Origin of the sequence: Parafrigoribacterium humi (assembly GCF_040227205.1) — a bacterium.
GTDB lineage: Bacteria > Actinomycetota > Actinomycetes > Actinomycetales > Microbacteriaceae > Parafrigoribacterium_A > Parafrigoribacterium_A humi.
On sequence record NZ_JBELOA010000007.1, the window covers coordinates 29,936 to 48,224 of the forward strand.

The following is an 18,289-nucleotide window of genomic DNA, read 5'->3' on the forward strand; positions in this document are numbered from 1 at the left end:
CCCTAAGTATGGCATGCCTAACCTAAGCGCTGTAAAGGCGATGGAGGCCCAGCGGCCTGACCGCTCAACGGCCTAGGCGGAAGATCCGCAGGATGCGTCGCCAGACCGAGGGAGGCGCAAACCGTGCGAGGAGCCGCCGGCCCAGCGTCGCATCCGCGTGCAGCCGCATCGTCACCTCGCGCACGTCGTCTGCGTCGACGCCCGAACCGGCATCCCGGGCAAAGTTCTCCCGTTCGACGGCGGTGCGCAGCCGATCCAGGTGCTCTCCCCCGGCGATGGGGGCGAGCGCGTGTGCGGTCTCTCGCGGCGTGAGCGTCGGTGGCGCGCGGACGCCCAGGTCTTCCGCGACGGCCAGGACCTCGTGCCAGGCATCGCCCGCGGTGGCGGTGCGTATCCTCGCGGCGCCGTCGAGCCTGCGCCGCATCGCCGGGATCAGCAGGAGGAGCACGAGCACGACGAACCCGAGGACGACCCAGAGCCAGACGGATACCGCAGCGGCCACGCCGGACATCCCGACACTCGTGTCGCTGAGCCGGTTTCCGCGTCCGGTCAGCCCGGGCGTCGGGGCGGGGCTCGCCGAGGACTGCGCGGCCAGCTGCGCGGGCGAGAGCGGGGCTGGGACGCCGGCGACATCCAGGTCCGCGTAGCTCGGAACCTCCCCGCGGGTCGGAGTCGGCTCGAAGCGCACCCAGCCGATGCCCGCGAAGTACAGCTCGGGCCAGGCGTGCAGGTCATGTGTCGTGACCCTGAAGGTGGTGCGACTCGATCCGTCCGACTGCATCTTGGAGCCCGGCTGGAAGCCCACACCGATCCGCGACGGGATGCCCAGGGTGCGCGCCATGACGGCCATCGCCGAGGCGAAATGCACGCAGTACCCGCTCTGTGCCGTGAGGAACTTGGCGATCACGGACATACTCGTTCCGTCATAGCCCTTCTCGACCGGCGCCTTGATCGAATAGACGAACGCTCCGCTCAGGAAGTATTGCTGCAGGGCGATCGCCTTCGCGTAGCTCCCGTCCTCCCCCTCGGCAACCTTCTTCGCCGTGTCTGGGATGATCGCGGGCAGGTCCGACGGCAACGCCAGGTACTTCTCGAAGCCCGAGGGCACCGTGCTCCCCGCGGCAGTCAGCTGCTCCGGAGTCGGCTCGACGTCGAGACTCGTGACCTGGTAGCTCTGGTTGTCGATGCCGACGCTCGGGCTCGACACGGCAAGGCTGTCCGACTCCCAGAACCAGTCACCCCAGAGTCCCCTGACCTTCGAGGTGGGATACGGCAGCGGCAGCCATGGACTGCGAAGGTCTCCGATCGCGACCCTGGTGGTCTCTGTGGTCGTCTTGACATCGCGGCCGAGCCCGGGCGGAGGGGCGAACTCGTCCATCGTGTGGCTGCGCGTGTGTCTCGGCTTGTCGGGTGCCCAGTCGTCACCCGAGAACCTGTCGAGCGTGACCATCCGCAGGTACTCAGAACCGCCGGAGTCCATCGAGTAGGTGAGCGCGGTCGTGTTCAGGCTCGACGCCAGGTCCCGCCCGAGGTTGATCGTGGGGTTCACGCCGGTGCTGACGAGTCCGCTGTCTCCGCTGTCCACGGACACGGTCTTCGGCAGCACGGAGGGCACGACGATCGCGGCGGCGACGACGACCGTTCCGGCGACCGCGGCGATCCCCAGCCGAGGGTGCTTCCGCCCGGACAGGATCAGCCACAGGTAGCCGACCGCAGCGAGCACGAAGGCGAGACCATCGCTGAGGTCCAGGTTGGTCATCGCGGGTACCGCCGCGAGAACGAGCAGCGGGATGCCGGCGAGCGCGGGCGAGCGACGCGTCACGGCAATCCAGTCGATCAGGATCGCGATGATGCCGACACCGATCACGAGCAACGACAGGATGGCCGTGTCCGCGTTCGCCGGAATCGACTGGTTCTGGATGGACGTCGCCGCCTGCGAGGCGAGATCGGCGAACCTGCCGACCGTGCCGATGCCCGGGATGACGCCGAAGATCGCGGTATCCGAGGCGAATCGCACGGTGACGAACGCCACGAGCACGAGCGCCGCCACGACGGTCGGAAGGGACGAGCGGCGGCTGAACGCGCGGGTCAGCGCCGCGGCGCCCACGACGACGACACTCGCGAACGCCAGTTCGAACCACCAGGTCGAGCCATCGAGCAGCACGTGCAACCCGTAGCTCGTCAGCAGAACGGCGATGAGCACGGCAAGGCTCAGCCGGCGCTCGGTTGCTCGATTCCGCTCAGCGCGCGGCACGATTACTCTCCACGAGCGGTGCGATCGACTGCCAAAGCGGAACGACGGACTCCGCGGGCGGCGCGGCGATGCACAGCCAGCCGGCCGATTCCAGCCGCACGATCGTCTCGTCCGGCCGCGGCGAGACGACGATCGCGACGGCGAGACCGAACTGGGTGCGCTGGGCCACGAGGGACTCGATGGTGGCCGGTTCGGCATCCGCGATCATGGCGAAGATCATGCCGAGCGTGCGGTCCGGATGCGTGTCTGGCAGCATCGACTCGTCCAGGGGCCCCGAGCGCGGAACCAGGCTGATGGCGGCGACGCTCTCGAGGAATTCGTCGACGCGATCCGGCGCGGTGAGCTGTCTCGGTGCCGTCTCGGCGATCTGCACGAGGAATCCGCGCTGTTCGAGGTGCAGCGCGAGGGTCGCCGCGAGCTTGAGCGTCCACTCGAACCGCTCGCTCTGCGCCTCGTCTCCCGTGGTCACCCCGCTCCTGCCCTGGTATGGCTCAGCCGAGCCGCGCCGGTCGGAATAGCCGCGCCGTGAGGTGTCCAGCACGATCCTCGCCTCGGCGTGACTGCGCTGCTCCTCCTCGCGCACCATGAGCTGGCCACGATGGGCGGATGCCCGCCAGTGCACCCGACGGAGCGCGTCGCCGGTGCGATAGCTGCGTGTCATCACGTCGTCGTCTCCGCCGAGCGCGCGCAGCCTCTGCACGCTCGCAGCACCCTCATCCGCGGTCATCGAGAGCCCACCCTGGGTGAGGTGTTCGATCTGCGGAATCACCGTCACGAGTTCCGTGTCGCCGACGGCCGTGACGCACTTGGCGAGCCCAAACGGGTCGGTGACCTCGACGAGGAGCGGCCCGATCCGAAATCGCCCGCGCCTCGGAGGAACGAGTTCATAACGCAGCGTGCGCACCGGCAGCGTGCGGCTCGTGATGCGCCCGGATATCGGCGCCAGGCGCTCCGGAGGCGTCAACACCGGCTGCCACGGCAGCACCTCCTGCCAGTGCGCTTCCGCCGTGGCATAGGGCGAGAGATTGCGGAGCTCGAGTTCGCACACGCTCGCATGCCCGGCCACGAGCATCGAGTGGGAGAACGTCCTGGTCACGTCGATGCGCAGGCGTCGCATCGTGACGAGGACCAGTGCGGCCGCGAGCAGCAGCACGCCGAACCAGCCGAGGAACATCAGTTCGGTGCGGTGGAAGAGGTAGGCCGGGATGAGCACGACGACACCGGCGATGCCGATGGCCAGTCCGCGACTGGTCGGTCGCACCACCCTGGAGGTGGAGTGCCCGCGCGATTCGGATGACATCCCGGCTCAGCCTCCCCTCCCGTGCGCTCGCTCAGGCCCCGAGCGACGACGACCTGACGGCGCCCAGCGGAACAGTGGTCGACGCGACGATGCGCCGGATGATGTCTGCGACGGCCGTGTCGCCGATCCGTTCGCCCCGGCCCGACGCCCTCGTGACCGGCAGGAGCCGGTGGCCGAGCACGGGCACGGCGAGCGCGTCGATGTCGTCGGGCAGCACGAAGTCGCGCCCGTCGAGCGCCGCCCTCGCCTTGGCTCCCCGCACGAGCTGCAGGGTGGCGCGTGGACTCGCGCCGAGGCGCAGCTCGGGGTCGTGGCGCGTCGCCTGGGCGATCGCCACGGCGTACTGCTCGACCGCGTGACTGACGAACACCGCGCGCACGACCTCGATCATCTCCCGCAGCTCCTCCGCGGAGACGATGGGTTTCAGGGAGTCAAGCGGGCTGTGCTGCTCGCGGGTGCGCAGCATCGCCTGCTCGGCCGCCTCATCCGGGTACCCCATGGAGATGCGGACCATGAAGCGGTCGCGCTGCGCCTCCGGCAACGGGTAGGTGCCCTCCATCTCGATCGGGTTCTGCGTGGCGATGACGCTGAACGGAGAGGGCAGCGGATAGGTGCCACCGTCGACGGTCACCTGAGCCTCTTCCATGCTCTCGAGCAGGGCGGACTGGGTCTTGGGCGATGCGCGGTTGATCTCGTCACCGATGACGATGTTGGCGAACACCGGCCCTGGCTGGAACTCGAAGGTGCGCTCGACCTGGTTGAAGACGGAGACGCCCGTGACATCCGATGGGAGGAGGTCTGGGGTGAACTGGATGCGGCTGACGCTGCAGTCGACGGACCTCGCGAGCGCGCGGGCCAGCATCGTCTTGCCGACGCCGGGCACGTCCTCGATGAGCAGGTGTCCTTCGGCGAGGAGCGTGGTCAGCGCGAGCTCCACCGCGTCGCGCTTGCCGTCGATGACGGTCTCGATCGCGCCGATGATCTCATCGCTGAGCTGATGAAAATCGGATGCCGCCAGGGCGCTGTTCATGCTCATCGTCGAACCTCACACTTCTCCAAGCGAGTCTGTCAGATATCGGCCTGATGGGAACAGGCAATCTGCACAACGCCTCAGGACGGGGTGAGGGCGACCAGGCGACGGGTGAGGTAGCGGCGCTCCGGCGCGGTCGGCGCGAGCGCAATGGCCGCGCGGTACTGGCCCGCGGCATCCGCGTCTCGCCCGAGCCTGCGCAGGAAGTCCGCTCTCGCTGCGGGCAGGAGGTAGTAGCCGTCGAGTCCCGTGACGCCGTCGATGGCGGCGAGTCCCTCCTCCGCACCCTTCCAGATGCCCCACGCGATGGCGCGACCCAGCGCGACGACGGGCGAAGGGTCAAGGCGAGCGAGCTCGTTCCAGGCGTGCAGCAGCTCCGGGAAGTTCGTCTCGCCGAGCGAGGGCGCCGTCGCGTGCTGCGCCGCGATCACGGCCTGCAGCTGGTACCGACCGAGGCGTTCGCGCTTGAGTGCGGCGCGCAGTATGTCAACCCCCTCCGCGATCATCCGCGCGTCCCAGAGGCCACGGTCTTGGTCCTCGAGCGGCACGAGTTCGCCGTCGGCATCCGTTCGCGCGGCGCGCCGCGAATGCTGCAGCAGCATGAGCGCGAGCAGGCCCTCGGCCTCGGGCTCGTCGGGCATCAGCCGCACGAGCAGGCGCGCGACCCTGATCGCCTCGGCCGCAAGATCGGTGCGAAGAAGGGCATCGCCCGCGCTCGCGGAATAGCCCTCGTTGAACAGAAGGTAGAGCACCGCGAGCACCCCCGGCAGCCGCTCACCGAGCAGCCGACCCTCCGGAACGCGATACGGGATGCCCGCGTTCCTGATCTTGGATTTCGCCCTTACAAGGCGCTGGGCCATGGTCGGCTCCGGCACGAGAAAGGCGTGGGCGATCTCCGCCGTGGTGAGTCCGGCGACCGTGCGGAGCGTGAGGGCTACCCGCGCCTCCCGGGTGAGCGCGGGGTGGCAGCAGGTGAAGATGAGCCTGAGCCGATCGTCCGTGATCTCGTCGTCGTCGGGTTCCTGTAGTTCGATCATCACCCCGCCTCCCTCGAGCCTGGATGCGTCGGCCACCTTGGAGCGCTCGTTGGCCGCGCGCCGCAAGCGGTCGATGGCGCGGTTCTTGGCGACCGTCGTGAGCCAGCCGCCGGGGTTCGGCGGGATGTCGTCGCGCGGCCAGCGCTCGAGTGCGGTCGCAAAGGCATCCTGGGCGCAGTCCTCCGCGAGGCTCCAGTCGCCGGTGACGCGGATGAGCGTGGCGACGATGCGCCCCCACTCCTCCGCGTGCGCGGTCGCGACTGCTGCCGCGACCGCATCCACCGACGCCGCTGGCACGCTACTCGAACGGCCAGAAGGGCCGGATCTCCACCAGGCCGTATCTGGCCATCGGATGCTTGCTCGCGATCTCGATCGCCTCGTCGAGGTCGGCGCACTCGATCACGTCGATGCCCGCGATGTACTCCTTGCCCTCGACGAACGGCCCGTCGGTGACGAGCAGCTCGCCGTCGCGCACGCGCACGGTCGTGGCATCCTCGGCGGGCCGCAGCCGATCGCCGAACTTGCGCACCCCGCGACCGTCCATTTCTTCGACCCAGTTATCCGGAGTCTCCGATTCCTCGGGCCCGTCTGATGGTTCGATGGCGCTGTCTGGGGCCGTGCCGATAAAGAACAGATACTGCATGGTCTTCCTCCTCGCCTGGAACGCCTGCCGATTTGCCTGCGTGAAACGTTACGCAGTGTCTACGAACGGCGCATCAGCGGATCGACAGGCTGAACCGAAATGGAGGACTTTTTTCGTGATCCGCACGAAAAGGAGGAGATATTCAGTCGCAATCCTCGCCTCATCCTCCTTTCTGGCCGGGAATTCTTTCCAGCCGGGAGGATGAGGCGGCACGCCGTCAGCTCGCGGCCGGCTCGCGGTGCGGAAGCTTCCAGCCGGGGCGGACGTAGTGGCAGGTGTAGCCGTGCGGATTCTTCAGCAGGTAGTCCTGGTGCTCCTCCTCGGCCTCCCAGAAGTCGCCTGCGGCAGTCACCTCGGTGACGACCTTCCCGGGCCACAGGCCCGAGGCGTCGACATCCGCAATGGTGTCTTCTGCAACCCGCTTCTGCTCGTCGCTTGTGTAGAAGATGGCCGAGCGGTAGCTGGCGCCGACGTCGTTGCCCTGACGGTCCTTGGTCGACGGGTCGTGGATCTGGAAGAAGAACTCCAGGATGTCGCGGTAGGAGATCTGCTCGGGGTCGAACACGATCTCCACGGACTCGGCGTGATTGCCGTGGTTGCGGTACGTGGCGTTCGGCACCTCGCCGCCGGAGTAGCCGACTCTGGTGGAGACGACTCCGGGGCGCTTGCGGAGCAGATCCTGTGCCCCCCAGAAGCATCCACCGGCCAGGATCGCGGTTTCGGTCGTTGCGGTCATCGACTCTTCTCCTCTTTCATTGGGCGGCTGCTCTCGGCCGACTCGCCCGTTCGCATGCTAGCGCCAGCGTCATGGGAAACGCCGACACTGATCCAATTGTTCCGCGGTCTCGAAGCCTGCTCACGCCCGCGGCATCCTTCGAGCGAGTTTGAAGCATTTTTTAAGCTATGCCGCTCCGGCTGGAGTTATAGTGCTGCTGTTTTCGGGGTACAGCCGAAGACACACATCGAATACAAGTCCAGAAAGGGGAATCTTCATCATGGCTATGTCTTTTGATCCTTTCAGCGAATTGGATCGACTGTTCGGGTCACGACAGGGGCCCAAATTCATGCCCGTTGACCTCTTCGCGGATGGCGACCGGTATGTACTGAACGCGGACATGCCGGGCATTGATCCCGGTTCGGTGGACATCGACATCGACGGCCAGTTGCTCACCATCCGGGCGGACCGCACGCCTGAGCTGCGCGAGGGCTCGAAGTGGCTGACGCAGGAGCGACCCCATGGCTCCTACCTGCGGCAGTTCAATCTCGGCGATGGCATCGACTCGGAGCACGTCACCGCCAATTACGACAACGGCGTGCTCTCGCTCGTCATCCCACTGAGCGAACGGGCGCGGCCGCGCAAAATCGAGGTATCGACCGGCACTCGCTCGGAGAGACAGTCGATCTCCAGTTGACCGTGGCGGCGGGGCCGCCGTGGCACCGTCACTCTCATCCGAAGGAGGAGACTGTGTCTCTCATGGCACTGACAGACAACGATGCGGATGCGATCGCCGTCGTCCGCGAAGCCGAGGCCATCGTGGTCGAAGCGCTCTTCGAGGACATCACCCGAAAGCTGACAACCACCGAGGTCACGGCCGTGCCGGATCGGGCGACTCCGGCCGCCGTCGGTAGCGGAGCAAACTACTATCCCCAGACTCGGGACGGCCGAACGACCGCCTTCTTCTGGGCCCGGTCGCCTCCGCTGACCGGACGCGACTGAATGCAAGGGCACAGGGCAGTAATTCCTGCCCTGTGCCCTACATCGTTTCGCCCCCGGTCGCCCCGGCAGCATCGCGATCCATGCGCCCGCCGCGCGGCAGATCAGCGGCGCAGCGCTCTGCGGGCGAGCGAGTTGCCAAAGTACTGGCCAGCCTGCACGATGACGATGATCACCGCAACGGTGATGTACACAGCAGGCCAGTTATAGCGCTGGTACCCATAGGTGATGGCGAAGTTTCCAAGTCCACCGCCACCGATGAGCGCCGCCTGCGCCGACATATCGACGATCCCCACGAAGATGAACGTGTATCCGAGCACGAGCGGTCCAAGACCCTCGGGAAGCAGCACGGTGAGGATGATCCTCCACGGCCCGGCCCCCACCGCACGAGCGGCTTCGATCACGCCGGGATCGACGGTGATCAGGTTCTGCTCCACGATGCGCGCAACCGCGAACGCGGCGGCCAGCGACAGGGCAAAGATCACCGCATTGTTGCCGATGGTCGTGTGCACGACAGCAAGCGTCAATGGCCCCACAGCGGCGATGAAGATCACGAACGGCACGGGCCGCACGATGTTCACAACGATGTTCAGGATGGCGTAGACACCCCGGTTCGCCAGCACGCCACCCCGCCTGGTCGTCGTGAGTCCGACACCGATCGCAAGCCCGAGGATGCCGCTGACAACCATCGAAATCAGCACGATGTAGAGGGTTTCCCAAATCGCCTGGAAGAAGATCGGCAGGTTGGTCAAGAACTCGTTCACGTCAGCTTTCCTCCGCAACAGCGACGTCGGCACGACGCAGCTGTTGCAACGCCCGTTCGACATCATCCGCAGCACCGGTGACCTCATAGGTGAGACTGCCGACAGACCGCTCCTGCAACTCGCTGATGCCCCCGAAGATGATTTCGGAATCCACCGAGTGTTCGGCGAATACCCGGTTGATGGAGGCCTGAAACCCTCGCACCTCCTGCAACTCGATGCTCACGATTCGCCCGGTGTGCACTCGACGAAGCCGTTCGAGGGTCTGAGCGCTCGGGCGATCACGCAACACGGTGCGCACGAACCGGGATGCGGCATCCGTTCGCGGCTTGGTGAACACGTCGTACACCGTGCCGTGCTCAACGATCTTTCCGGAGTCCATGACTGCGACCCGATTGGCAATACTCCGGATGGCATCCATCTCGTGCGTGATGACGACCACGGTCACGCCGAGCTCGCGGTTGACGCGACGCAGCAAGGCGAGAACATCCGCGGTCGTCTCGGGATCGAGTGCGCTGGTGGCCTCATCCGCCAAGAGCAGGTGCGGGTTGGTCGCCAACGCCCGCGCGATGCCGACCCGCTGTTTCTGTCCGCCGGAGAGCTGTTCAGGATAGCTGTGCGCTTTGGCGAGCAGACCGACAAAGTCCAACAGTGCCGCAACGCGTCGATCCCTTTCGGGCTGCTTCACACCCGCGACAACGAGCGGGTAGGCGACGTTGCCCGCGACGGTGCGCGAGCGGAACAGGTTGAACTGCTGGAAGATCATCCCGATGTCACGCCGTTCGGCCCGGCGCTCACGTTCCGTCAGGGCCGTAAGCTCTCTGTCGCCGACGAACACCCTGCCGGAGGTCGGCAGCTCAAGAGCGTTGATCAGGCGCACGAGGGTGCTCTTGCCCGCACCCGAATAGCCGATGATGCCGAAGATGTCGCCCTGTTCGACTTCGAGGCTGACATCGTCGACCGCCGTCACCCGCCCGGCCGCAAGACCTGCGGCCGGGTAGGACTTCGTGACGTGATCGAGCCGGACCAGTGCGGTCATTACTTCTTGGCGGCGCGTGCGTCGCCTTCAACCTTCTTCAGCTCGGCCTGAAGCGTGCTGGCCGGTACCGTGCGGAATACCGCAGTGCCACCATTCGCCGCCTGCACTTGCTTCTCAACGGTCGCGTCGTGGTACAGCGCCGCGAGCTTGAGGTACAGCGGGTTCTTGACGTCCTTCGCCCGGGCTACGAACACATTCACGTACGGCGCCGCAATCGCGCTGGACGGATCGTCGTGGAAGATCGCCTTGGATGCGGGCAACTTGGCCTCGGCGGCGTAGTTGTTGTTGACGATGGATGCCGCGGCAGATCCATTCTGCAATGCAACAGCCGTCTGCGCAGCATCGACGGCGACAACGTCGACCTTGTGGGTCTCGATGTCGGCCAGGCTGGAGAACGCGGAACCGCCGTTCTTCAAGGTGAGGAGCTTCGCTGCCTGTAGCACGAGCAGCCCGCGCGCCTGGTTGATGGTGTCGTTGGGGATAGCGATCTGCACGCCGGCCGGTATATCCGCAGGCTTCGCGTACTTGAGCGAGTACAACGTCAGGGGGTACACAGCCGTGGCGCCGATCGGCTGCAGGTTGTCGTTATTGCTGACGTTATAGTTCGCGAGGAACTGGATGTGCTGGAACTCGTTCAGATCCGTCTGTCCCTGGCTCAGCGCCGGGTTCGGCTGGCTGTAATCAGTGAAGTTGACGAGCTTGATCGTCACGTTCAGCTTCTTTTTCACCAACGCGCTGTACGTCTTCCAGTACGGCTGCGACGCGTCTGCGACGCCGATGCTCACCGTCTGCGACTTCGCACCATCCGCGGACGCCGAAGCGCCGGAATTGTTCGAGAAGACGACGGTGGTCACAACGATCGCTGCGACCACAACAACGGCGGCAGCCGCGATCCATCCGATTGTTCTGCCGCGGAGCCCGTGCTTCTTCTCGGGTAGTTGCGGCGGAAGCGTTGGGCCGGATTCGGCTGATGGCGGAGTCTGAGTAGACATGGGAATGACCTCTCTCGTGGTGGTGAAGGCACAACTGTGCGCGGGGCACAACGAGCGTCGTTGGTCGATTTCTCAAGCATTACGGCCCAGCTCAGCCGGGCCAATTCGCTTTGACGAAATGTGACCGCGGATGTCCGGATGTGTCGCCAGAGAGGCTTCAGTGCGCGGCTACGCCATCGTTGAGGTACGCTCCGCCTCGGTAACGGCTGCCCGGGTGAGACTCGGGTAGCCGGGCATGCCCCGCGCCAAACAGCCGCTCACGGAACGTCGACTCCTCATACGCGGTGCGATACAAACCACGACGCTGCAGTTCTGGCACCACGTATTCGATGAAGCTCTCAGCCGTGCGCGGGGTAAGGAACTGCCGAAGGTTGAAGCCGTCGAGGTCGGTTTGCTCCGCCCAGCCTTCGATCGCATCCGCAACCTCAGTTGGCGAACCCGCGACATAAAACGCGCTTCGATCGAAGTTCGTCAAGGTATCAAGTGCATCGCCGACCGTCGCGCCGGGTGCGTATCGACGGTTTGACGCCGAGTTGTCGCGGCCTGAGCGATTTTCTGCTGCGACGATGTCGCTGATGAGAGCGGTACGCGGATAGGCGGCGAGGTCGATGCCACCACCACCGGCGTGCGCGAGATACCCCTCTGCGCTCGAGAGCCGCTTGTACTCTTCCGCCTGCTCAAGCGCAGATTCTCGATCCTTGTCTACGACGATCACGGCGCTTGCGAAGGTGCGGATTGCATCGGCACCGCGACCATTCTCGATAGCGAGACGACGCACATCCGCGACGTTATCCCGGTAGCTCTCCCGCGTGGTTCCCCCGACGAAAACGCCCTCCGCATGCTTCGCGGCAAACGCCTTCCCTGCCGCGCTGGCTCCCGCCTGGAAAATGACCGGGGTGCGTTGCACCGATGGCTCCGCAAGGTGCGGCCCGGCCACCCTGAAGTTGGCGCCGACGTGGTTGATGTACCGCACCTTCGCCGGATCCGTATAGACGCGATTCTCGCGGTCGCGGATGACCGCGTCGTCGTCCCACGACCCTTCCCACAGTTTGTACAGCACATCGAGATATTCGTCGGCGATTGCGTATCGGTCGTCGTGGGCCACCTCGTCAGCCAGCCCGAAGTTGCGCGCGGCGTTCGGCAGGTAGGACGTGACGACGTTCCAGCCAAACCGCCCCTTTGTCAGGTGGTCCAGGGTGGATGCTCGTCTGGCGAACGCGAACGGCGGTTCGTAGGTCGTGGAGAACGTCGCAGCAAAACCCAGATGCTTGGTCACGGCTGCCATGGCCGGGATCACCAGCAGCGGATCGTTGCTCGGGATCTGCACGGCCTCGCGCAACGCGGTTTCGGGACCAGCTCGATACCCGTCATAGGTGCCGATCACATCGGCGAGGAACACCGAGTCGAACAGGCCGTCCTCGAGGAGTTTCGCCTCCTCTGTCCAGAAATCCAGGTCGTTGAATCGGTGCCTGGTGTTGTCGGGATGCACCCATAGTCCGTGCGAGATATGCCCGACACAGTTCATTTCGAACAGGTTGAAGTGGAGTTGTTTCACAATGACTTCCCGAATTCCCGCGAGGCAGATGGTGTCTCCCCATCATCACCGTGCGGAGTGCACCGGCAGGTATTCTGTGACGAATTGCGGCAGGTGGTGGCGATTACTGAGGTGGGTTATCGCTCTCGGAATAGTCGCCTTGGTCGATAGCACCCTCGTCATACCCCGCCGCGTAACCCTCGTCGTAGCCCGCGGCGTGCCCTTCCGCCCGCGCCTCGGCTGTGCCCAGCCGGAACATGTCGCGCTCGGCCGGGCGCACGATGCTGTGAGCGCCGGGGAGATCGAGATCGCCGACGAGGTGGCCGAGCCCGCGCACGACCGCGACCGGAAGCGCGGCGGCCTTGCCCTTCACGAGATCGGTTGCTGCGGCGATCTCGTCCGCCACGGCGGGCAGGGTGACGTGCAGGGGGCGGCCGCCCGCATCCGTGGTGCCGCGCAGGTCGTCGACGACGCGGATGCCCGCAGCGCCGATCGCGACATCCGTCTGTCCTTCTCGCCACGGCCTGCCGAGCGTGTCGGACACGACGATGCCGAGGGTGACACCGAAGCGCGCCCGCAGGTCTGCGGCGAGCGCCCGGGCAGACTCATCCGGGTCGACGGGCAGCAGTAGCACCGTGCCCTCCGGGGTGTTGCTCGAGTCGACGCCCGCGGCGGCGGAGACGATGCCGAGGCGGTTCTCCACGATGCGGGTGACCCCGCCCGGGTGTGCGCGGGTCGCGACGACGCGCACGGTCTCGGCAGTGATGGCCTCTTCGCGATCGGCGGCCAGGATCATCCGCCCCTCCGCCTTCGAGACGATCTTGGAAGTCACGCAGAGGATGTCGCCGTCTTCCAGCGGCGTGCCTCGCAGCGCATCCCCGATAATCTCGGCCAGGTCGTCACCGGCCACGATCTCCGGGATGCCCTCGACCGCCCACACGCGCAGTTCGACCGGCATCAGTGCACCAGCTTCGGCAGCACGTCGCGGGCGAACACGTCGATCCACTCGCGCTGGTTGCGGCCGACGTTGTGCAGATAGACGCGGTCGAAGCCGAGGTCGAGGTAGCGCTGGATGCTCGCGCGGTGCACGTCTGGGTCGGCCGAGACGAGCATCCGCCCCTCGAAGTCCTCGGGGCGCACGAGCCGCGCGAGCTGCTCGAACTCGAAGGGCGAGCGGATGTCGGAGCGCGGAAACCGCATGCCGCCGTTCGGCCACTCTGTGAGGGCGTTCGCCATCGCCCGCTCCTCGGTCTCGGCCCAGCTCAGGTGCAGGCGCAGCACCTTCGTTCCCGTGCGCGCGCTCGAACCTCGCCCCGCCTCGCGTGCGCCCTCGTCGAAGCGCGAAAACAGCGCAGCGATCTTCTCGATCGGAGCGCCATCCACGATGAGCCCGTCGACGGTGCGGCCCGCGCGCTTCGCGGTGACGGGGCCAGAGGTCGCGACGAGGATCTCCGGCACTTCTTCCGGCATGGTCCACAGCCTCGTCGCCTCGAGCTTGAAGTATTGGCCGCTGTGCTTCACGTCGCGGCCGGCGTGCGAGCCCGCGAACAGCTTGTGGATCACCTCGACGGCCTCGAACATCCGGTTGATGCGCTCCGCGGTCTCGGGCCAATACGCACCCGTGATGTGCTCGTCGATCGCCTCGCCGGAGCCGATACCGAGCCAGTGCCGGCCGGGATACATCGCCGCGAGGGTCGCGCTCGCCTGCGCGATCATGGCCGGATGCCACCGAAACGTCGGCACGGTCATCCCGGTTCCGAGGTCTCCCGCGGTCTGACCCCCGAGCGCGCCGAGCACGCTCCACACGAAGCTCGCCTTCCCCTGCCTCGGCACCCACGGCTGAAACCGGTCCGCCGCCATGACGCCGCTGAAGCCGTGCTGCTCCGCGTATCCGCTCAGCTCGATCACCTCGGTGGGATGGAACTGCTCCAGCGCGGCGGCGTAGCCGATGTGTCGGCGAGCGGGTGCGGGCATGCGTCTATTGTCTCGTGCCGAGCGTTGACGAGGCCACGCATCCTCGACGGGATCCGCATCCGAAAAGAAGGAGAAAATGGGGGCGGCGCTCTGAATCCTCCCTCTTTTCACGCTGATCGCCGGAAATCTCCTTCAATCCGGCCGGGAAATTGACCGAGCCGACGATCGGCCGACCAGTCTTGGTTCGAGGCGAAATTGTGGAGTAAAGCTGGTAATGGGCACACGTTCGCAGAGCGAGGAGAAAGCACAGTGAGAATAGCCGTCGCAGGAGCCACCGGAACCGTCGGGCACCACGTGGTGGAAGCCGCGGAACGCGCAGGACACGAGGTCGTGCGGATGTCCCGCTCGACCGGAGTAGACATCGTCACCGGCGCGGGGCTGGCCGAGGCACTGCGGGGTGCGGACGTCGTCATCGATGCCGCGAGTGTCGCCGCGGCCTCGACCGAAGCATCCATCAAGTTCTTCGGCACGAGCAGCGCAACCCTGCTCGCCGCAGAAAGGGCCGCAGGGGTCTCGCACCACATCGCGCTCTCCATCGTCGGCATCGACGGGTTCCGCTCCGGGTACTACGCGGGCAAGGTCGAGCAGGAGCGCGTGGTCATGAACGGCCCGGTCGCGTGGACGATCCTGCGCGCCACCCAGTTTCACGAGTTCGCCGCCCAGCTGCTGGGCCGGACGAGCGTCGGACCGTTTGCCCTGATGCCGGTGGGGCGCCTGCAGCCCGTGGCGGCATCCGAGGTCGCCGCCTCTCTCGTGCACCTCGCCGAAACCAACCAGCTCGGGCGAGCCGCCGACCTCGCCGGGCCGCGCGAGGAGAGTCTCGTCGAGATGGCGCGCGGCTATCTCGCGGCAACCGGAACGCGACGCCGGGTAATCCCGTTGCGCGCGCCCGGCGAGATGATGCGAGGCCTGCGCGACGGGTCGCGCCTGCCCAGGGACGGCTCGACGCTCGGCACCCAGACCTACGCGCAGTGGTTGGAGGCGCTGCCGCGGCCAGCGTAGCGCGCCACATCCGCTGGCCGCTCTGATTGCGGCAAAATGCGGGTGCAGGCGCGCGCGACCCACATTTTGCCGCAACGCGTGCGTGGATACCGCGCCCTCACAACTGCGGAGGGTCGAGCACCGGGAGGCCCGCGGCCACGGCCGCCTCGCGGTATGCCGTCGCGAGACTCGCGAGCGACGCGTGCGCGTTCAGCCCGCTCGGATTCTGCAGCACCCACAGTTGCGCACCGGCAATGGGTCTGGATTGAAGCCCGACCACGGCCTTCTTGTCGTCGAAGGCGACACGGTACGCGGTGATGCCGAGCATCGCCACGACGGCGGGGCGAATCTCCCCCACGCGCCGTGCGAGATCCACGGCGCCCGCGCGCAGCTGCGACGCATCCAGCTCGTCGGCCCGTCGCGTGGCCCCGGAGACGAGGCTCGTGATGCCGACGCCGCGCTCGATCAGGTGCGCGCGATCATCCGGGTCGAAGCCTGCCGAGGCATCGATCAGCCGATCGACGATTCCCGCGTGGTACAGCGCCGGGTAGAAGCGATTGCCGCGTCGGCCGAAGTGGGCCTGCACCGCCGCGGTCTGCAGCCCGGGATTGATGCCGACGAGCAGCAAACGGATGCCGGGGCCGACCAGGTCGGGCAGCCCTACCCCCTTGAACGCATCCAGCTCCTCGCTCGTGAACCCCACACTCGAACTTTAGCCCCGGTTCGCGCCGCGGGTTTTCAGTCCTTCGGCCCCTCGATGCCGCGGCGAGCGCGCAACTCGGCTTCGAGCTGACGGATGCGGTCCGCCTTCTCGTTCGCCGCGATCTCGCGCTCGAGCGCGGCGAGTTCGGCCTCCGTGTTGCGCACGCCGAAGACGCCGGGCGTCTGTGCGACCATCTGGCCGGGAACCGACGGGGGTGGCACGGCATCCGTGTCACGGCGTGGCCAGCTGCGCGCCTGCCGACCGCCGACCGGGCGCGCGTATTCCCGCCCGATCGCGAACCACAGGGCGGAACCGATGAGCGGCATGAGGATCACGATGAGGATCCAGAGCACCTTCGGGAGGTGTTTGATCTGCGACTGGTCGTGCATGATGATGTCCACGAGCGCGCCGATGAACAGCACGAGCACCAGCAGCGAAATCAGTACATACACAGGCAGCATCCTAGGCAACCGCGCGGCCGAGCGGGAGGGTGCGCGGCTCGGCCCACTACAGCGCGCGCAGCCTCGGCGCGAGATCGCGCTCGAACAGCTCCATGAAGCGACGCTGGTCGTGACCCGGTCCGTGGAAGACGAGGTGGTTGAGACCCGCGTCGATGTACTTCTTGATCTCCGCCACCACGGCATCCGGGTCTGCACCGACGATGAAGCGCGAGGCGATCTGCTCGATGGGCAGGGCATCCGCGGCCTTCTCCATCTCGACCGGATCGGTGATGTCGTGCTTCTGCTCCTTGCTGAGAGCGAGCGGCGCCCAGAAGCGCGTGTTCTCGAGCGCCGTGTCGTAGGAGGTGTCATAACTGAGCTTGATCTCGATCATGTGGTCGATCTGCCCCGCGTCGCGGCCCGCGGCATCCGCCCCCTCCTGCACCGACGGGATGAGCTTCTCGGTGTAGAGATCCATGCCCTTGCCCGAAGTGCAGATGAAACCGTCACCCGCGCGTCCCGCGTATCGGGCGACCATCGGTCCACCCGCTGCGATATATACCGGAATCGGCATGTCCGGGCGATCGTAGATGGATGCCCCGTGCGTGGAGTAATACTCGCCCTGGAAGTCGACGCGATCTTCCGTCCAGAGCTGTCGCATGAGCTTGACGGACTCGCGAAGCCGGGCGAAGCGCTCCTTGAACTCGGGCCAGTCCTGCTCGCCCGCACCGCGGAATCCGGTCGCGATCTCGTTGAGGGCCTCACCGGATCCGACCCCGAGCATGATGCGCCCGGGGTAGAGGCAGCCCATGGTCGCGAACGCCTGGGCGATCACGGCCGGGTTGTAGCGGAACGTCGGCGTGAGCACCGAGGTGCCGATCTGCACGGTCTTCGTGCGCTCTCCCACGGCGGCCATCCAGGCCAGCGAGAACGGTGCGTGACCACCCTCGTGCCGCCACGGCTGGAAGTGGTCGCTCACCGTCACGCTTTCGAAGCCGTGGGCCTCCGCCTGGACCGCGTACTCGACGAGATCGCGCGGGCTGAACTGTTCGGCGGATGCCTTGTAGCCGAGCTTGAGGGGGAGCATGAGGGTCCTTTCGAGCGTTGTCGCAACGCCACGACTCAACGCTACGCGATCCGGATCGGCCGCATGCGATGTGCGCGCACGCGCCCGTCAGAGCTGGGGCGCGGGTGTCGCTACGGCGTCTGCAGGAAGTTCGCGACCGCGCGCGGAACATACGGGCTCACATCGCCGCCGAGCGCCGCGACCTGCCGCACGAGGCTGCTGGACACGTGCGCGTGCGCCGGGTCGGTGAGCACGAAGATCGTCTCGACTCCGGCGAGGTCCCGGTTGACGATCGCCATCGGGGTCTCGTAGGCCACGTCGATCTGGGAACGCACGCCCTTCACGAGAACGGTGGCCCCGACATCCGTGCAGTAGTCGACGAGCAGGCCGACGCTCCAGGAGGTGACGCGGATGTTGCCGGGCAGACCGGCCTCAGCGATCGACTTCTCGATGAGGGAGACGCGCTGCGCCACGGGCAGGAGCGCGACCTTATCGGGGTTGTGCACGACGAGCACGTGCAGCTCGTCGAAGATGCCGGCCGCGCGCTCGATGACGTCAATGTGGCCCAGTGTGACCGGGTCGAACGACCCAGGAACGACAGCGATCCTGTTCATGTCTCAAGCCTATCCGGTGCCGAGGTGGATTCCTGAACGTGACCCTTCGGGTCATCCGCGCCCGCCCTCCGCCGCCCGCTGTGTCCCAAATGAAGGAGTGGAGCGCTCCCACGCGCGAGCCGCCCCCGGAAACACGGGGTGATGTCTCGGCAACTCCTTCATTTGGGCGGTGGCGGGGCACAGAGGAGGGCGAGCGGATGCGCGGCG

Annotated in this window: 20 protein-coding genes; 4 read left to right on the plus strand and 16 right to left on the minus strand. The window is 66.5% G+C overall.

Annotated elements, in window-relative coordinates; all coding sequences use genetic code 11:
• Positions 1-64: 64 nt before the first annotated feature.
• The 6 genes from ABUA28_RS11160 to msrA form a co-directional block, all read right to left on the minus strand.
• The gene (locus ABUA28_RS11160; RefSeq protein ID WP_349904255.1) at positions 65-2,254 is read right to left on the minus strand and encodes a transglutaminase TgpA family protein; all 2,190 of its coding nucleotides are present in this window, start codon (positions 2,252-2,254) and stop codon (positions 65-67) included.
• Positions 2,241-3,554 (minus strand): DUF58 domain-containing protein, encoded by a 1,314-nt coding sequence (locus tag ABUA28_RS11165; RefSeq protein WP_349904256.1) that lies wholly within the window; start codon positions 3,552-3,554, stop codon positions 2,241-2,243. Before ABUA28_RS11165 ends, ABUA28_RS11160 begins: the two co-directional genes overlap by 14 nt.
• A 31-nt stretch (positions 3,555-3,585) precedes the next feature.
• Positions 3,586-4,590, minus strand: a complete 1,005-nt coding sequence (locus ABUA28_RS11170) for an AAA family ATPase (RefSeq protein ID WP_349904257.1) — start codon at positions 4,588-4,590, stop codon at positions 3,586-3,588.
• A 74-nt stretch (positions 4,591-4,664) separates the two neighbouring features.
• Positions 4,665-5,918, minus strand: coding sequence for an RNA polymerase sigma factor (locus tag ABUA28_RS11175; protein WP_349904258.1), 1,254 nt, complete (start codon positions 5,916-5,918; stop codon positions 4,665-4,667).
• A 1-nt stretch (position 5,919) separates the two neighbouring features.
• Positions 5,920-6,264, minus strand: a complete 345-nt coding sequence (locus ABUA28_RS11180) for a YciI family protein (protein WP_349904259.1) — start codon at positions 6,262-6,264, stop codon at positions 5,920-5,922.
• 217 nt (positions 6,265-6,481) lie between these two features.
• Entirely contained in the window at positions 6,482-7,000 is a 519-nt protein-coding gene (msrA, locus tag ABUA28_RS11185) for a peptide-methionine (S)-S-oxide reductase MsrA (protein ID WP_349904260.1), read from the minus strand.
• Between the two features lie 259 nt (positions 7,001-7,259).
• On the opposite strand from msrA, the gene ABUA28_RS11190 reads away from it, so the two are divergent.
• Positions 7,260-7,676 carry an Hsp20/alpha crystallin family protein gene (locus tag ABUA28_RS11190; RefSeq protein WP_349904261.1) on the plus strand — a complete coding sequence of 139 codons (417 nt, stop codon included), beginning with the start codon at positions 7,260-7,262 and terminating at the stop codon, positions 7,674-7,676.
• Positions 7,677-7,729: 53 nt separating this feature from the next.
• On the plus strand, positions 7,730-7,981 hold the full coding sequence (locus ABUA28_RS11195) for a hypothetical protein (RefSeq protein WP_349904262.1): 252 nt from the start codon (positions 7,730-7,732) through the stop codon (positions 7,979-7,981).
• 101 nt (positions 7,982-8,082) lie between these two features.
• On the opposite strand, the gene ABUA28_RS11200 is transcribed toward ABUA28_RS11195, so the two are convergent.
• From ABUA28_RS11200 to ABUA28_RS11210, 3 genes are read right to left on the minus strand one after another with little or no spacing between them, the layout of a single operon-like run.
• Positions 8,083-8,742 (minus strand): methionine ABC transporter permease, encoded by a 660-nt coding sequence (locus ABUA28_RS11200; RefSeq protein WP_349904263.1) that lies wholly within the window; start codon positions 8,740-8,742, stop codon positions 8,083-8,085.
• A 1-nt stretch (position 8,743) separates the two neighbouring features.
• Complete coding sequence (locus ABUA28_RS11205) at positions 8,744-9,778, minus strand: methionine ABC transporter ATP-binding protein (protein WP_349904264.1); 1,035 nt, start codon at positions 9,776-9,778, stop codon at positions 8,744-8,746.
• Positions 9,778-10,563, minus strand: coding sequence for a MetQ/NlpA family ABC transporter substrate-binding protein (locus ABUA28_RS11210; RefSeq protein ID WP_349904358.1), 786 nt, complete (start codon positions 10,561-10,563; stop codon positions 9,778-9,780). The genes ABUA28_RS11205 and ABUA28_RS11210 overlap by 1 nt, the downstream gene beginning before the upstream one ends.
• Between ABUA28_RS11210 and ABUA28_RS11215 the strand changes: the two genes are divergently transcribed.
• Entirely contained in the window at positions 10,478-10,762 is a 285-nt protein-coding gene (locus ABUA28_RS11215) for a hypothetical protein (protein WP_349904362.1), read from the plus strand. The genes ABUA28_RS11210 and ABUA28_RS11215 overlap by 86 nt on opposite strands.
• 165 nt (positions 10,763-10,927) lie before the next feature.
• Here ABUA28_RS11215 and ABUA28_RS11220 read toward each other — a convergent pair whose 3' ends face one another.
• The 3 genes from ABUA28_RS11220 to ABUA28_RS11230 form a co-directional block, all read right to left on the minus strand.
• On the minus strand, positions 10,928-12,325 hold the full coding sequence (locus ABUA28_RS11220) for an NtaA/DmoA family FMN-dependent monooxygenase (RefSeq protein WP_349904265.1): 1,398 nt from the start codon (positions 12,323-12,325) through the stop codon (positions 10,928-10,930).
• A 103-nt stretch (positions 12,326-12,428) separates the two neighbouring features.
• Positions 12,429-13,262, minus strand: a complete 834-nt coding sequence (locus ABUA28_RS11225; RefSeq protein ID WP_349904266.1) for a coenzyme F420-0:L-glutamate ligase — start codon at positions 13,260-13,262, stop codon at positions 12,429-12,431.
• A complete protein-coding gene (locus tag ABUA28_RS11230) occupies positions 13,262-14,278 on the minus strand; it encodes a TIGR03557 family F420-dependent LLM class oxidoreductase (RefSeq protein ID WP_349904267.1) in 1,017 nt (338 codons plus the stop codon). Before ABUA28_RS11230 ends, ABUA28_RS11225 begins: the two co-directional genes overlap by 1 nt.
• Before the next feature lie 249 nt (positions 14,279-14,527).
• Here ABUA28_RS11230 and ABUA28_RS11235 point away from each other — a divergent pair, with 249 nt between their 5' ends.
• On the plus strand, positions 14,528-15,280 hold the full coding sequence (locus ABUA28_RS11235; RefSeq protein WP_349904268.1) for an SDR family oxidoreductase: 753 nt from the start codon (positions 14,528-14,530) through the stop codon (positions 15,278-15,280).
• Positions 15,281-15,377: 97 nt separating this feature from the next.
• Here ABUA28_RS11235 and ABUA28_RS11240 read toward each other — a convergent pair whose 3' ends face one another.
• The 4 genes from ABUA28_RS11240 to coaD form a co-directional block, all read right to left on the minus strand.
• On the minus strand, positions 15,378-15,962 hold the full coding sequence (locus ABUA28_RS11240) for a mismatch-specific DNA-glycosylase (RefSeq protein ID WP_349904269.1): 585 nt from the start codon (positions 15,960-15,962) through the stop codon (positions 15,378-15,380).
• 35 nt (positions 15,963-15,997) lie between these two features.
• A complete protein-coding gene (locus tag ABUA28_RS11245) occupies positions 15,998-16,414 on the minus strand; it encodes a PLD nuclease N-terminal domain-containing protein (RefSeq protein WP_349904270.1) in 417 nt (138 codons plus the stop codon).
• A gap of 55 nt (positions 16,415-16,469) precedes the next feature.
• On the minus strand, positions 16,470-17,489 hold the full coding sequence (gene fgd / locus ABUA28_RS11250; RefSeq protein ID WP_349904271.1) for a glucose-6-phosphate dehydrogenase (coenzyme-F420): 1,020 nt from the start codon (positions 17,487-17,489) through the stop codon (positions 16,470-16,472).
• A gap of 110 nt (positions 17,490-17,599) precedes the next feature.
• On the minus strand, positions 17,600-18,082 hold the full coding sequence (gene coaD, locus ABUA28_RS11255) for a pantetheine-phosphate adenylyltransferase (RefSeq protein WP_349904272.1): 483 nt from the start codon (positions 18,080-18,082) through the stop codon (positions 17,600-17,602).
• Between the last annotated feature and the right edge of the window lie 207 nt (positions 18,083-18,289).

Coding starts and splice junctions, on each gene's coding strand:
- fgd (WP_349904271.1), bottom strand. CDS start 17,489: ATGCTCCCCCTCAAGCTCGGCTACAAGGCATCCGCCGAACAGTTCAGC.
- ABUA28_RS11180 (WP_349904259.1), bottom strand. CDS start 6,264: ATGCAGTATCTGTTCTTTATCGGCACGGCCCCAGACAGCGCCATCGAA.
- ABUA28_RS11165 (WP_349904256.1), bottom strand. CDS start 3,554: ATGTCATCCGAATCGCGCGGGCACTCCACCTCCAGGGTGGTGCGACCG.
- msrA (WP_349904260.1), bottom strand. CDS start 7,000: ATGACCGCAACGACCGAAACCGCGATCCTGGCCGGTGGATGCTTCTGG.
- ABUA28_RS11205 (WP_349904264.1), bottom strand. CDS start 9,778: ATGACCGCACTGGTCCGGCTCGATCACGTCACGAAGTCCTACCCGGCC.
- ABUA28_RS11230 (WP_349904267.1), bottom strand. CDS start 14,278: ATGCCCGCACCCGCTCGCCGACACATCGGCTACGCCGCCGCGCTGGAG.
- coaD (WP_349904272.1), bottom strand. CDS start 18,082: ATGAACAGGATCGCTGTCGTTCCTGGGTCGTTCGACCCGGTCACACTG.
- ABUA28_RS11190 (WP_349904261.1), top strand. CDS start 7,260: ATGGCTATGTCTTTTGATCCTTTCAGCGAATTGGATCGACTGTTCGGG.
- ABUA28_RS11170 (WP_349904257.1), bottom strand. CDS start 4,590: ATGAGCATGAACAGCGCCCTGGCGGCATCCGATTTTCATCAGCTCAGC.
- ABUA28_RS11225 (WP_349904266.1), bottom strand. CDS start 13,262: ATGCCGGTCGAACTGCGCGTGTGGGCGGTCGAGGGCATCCCGGAGATC.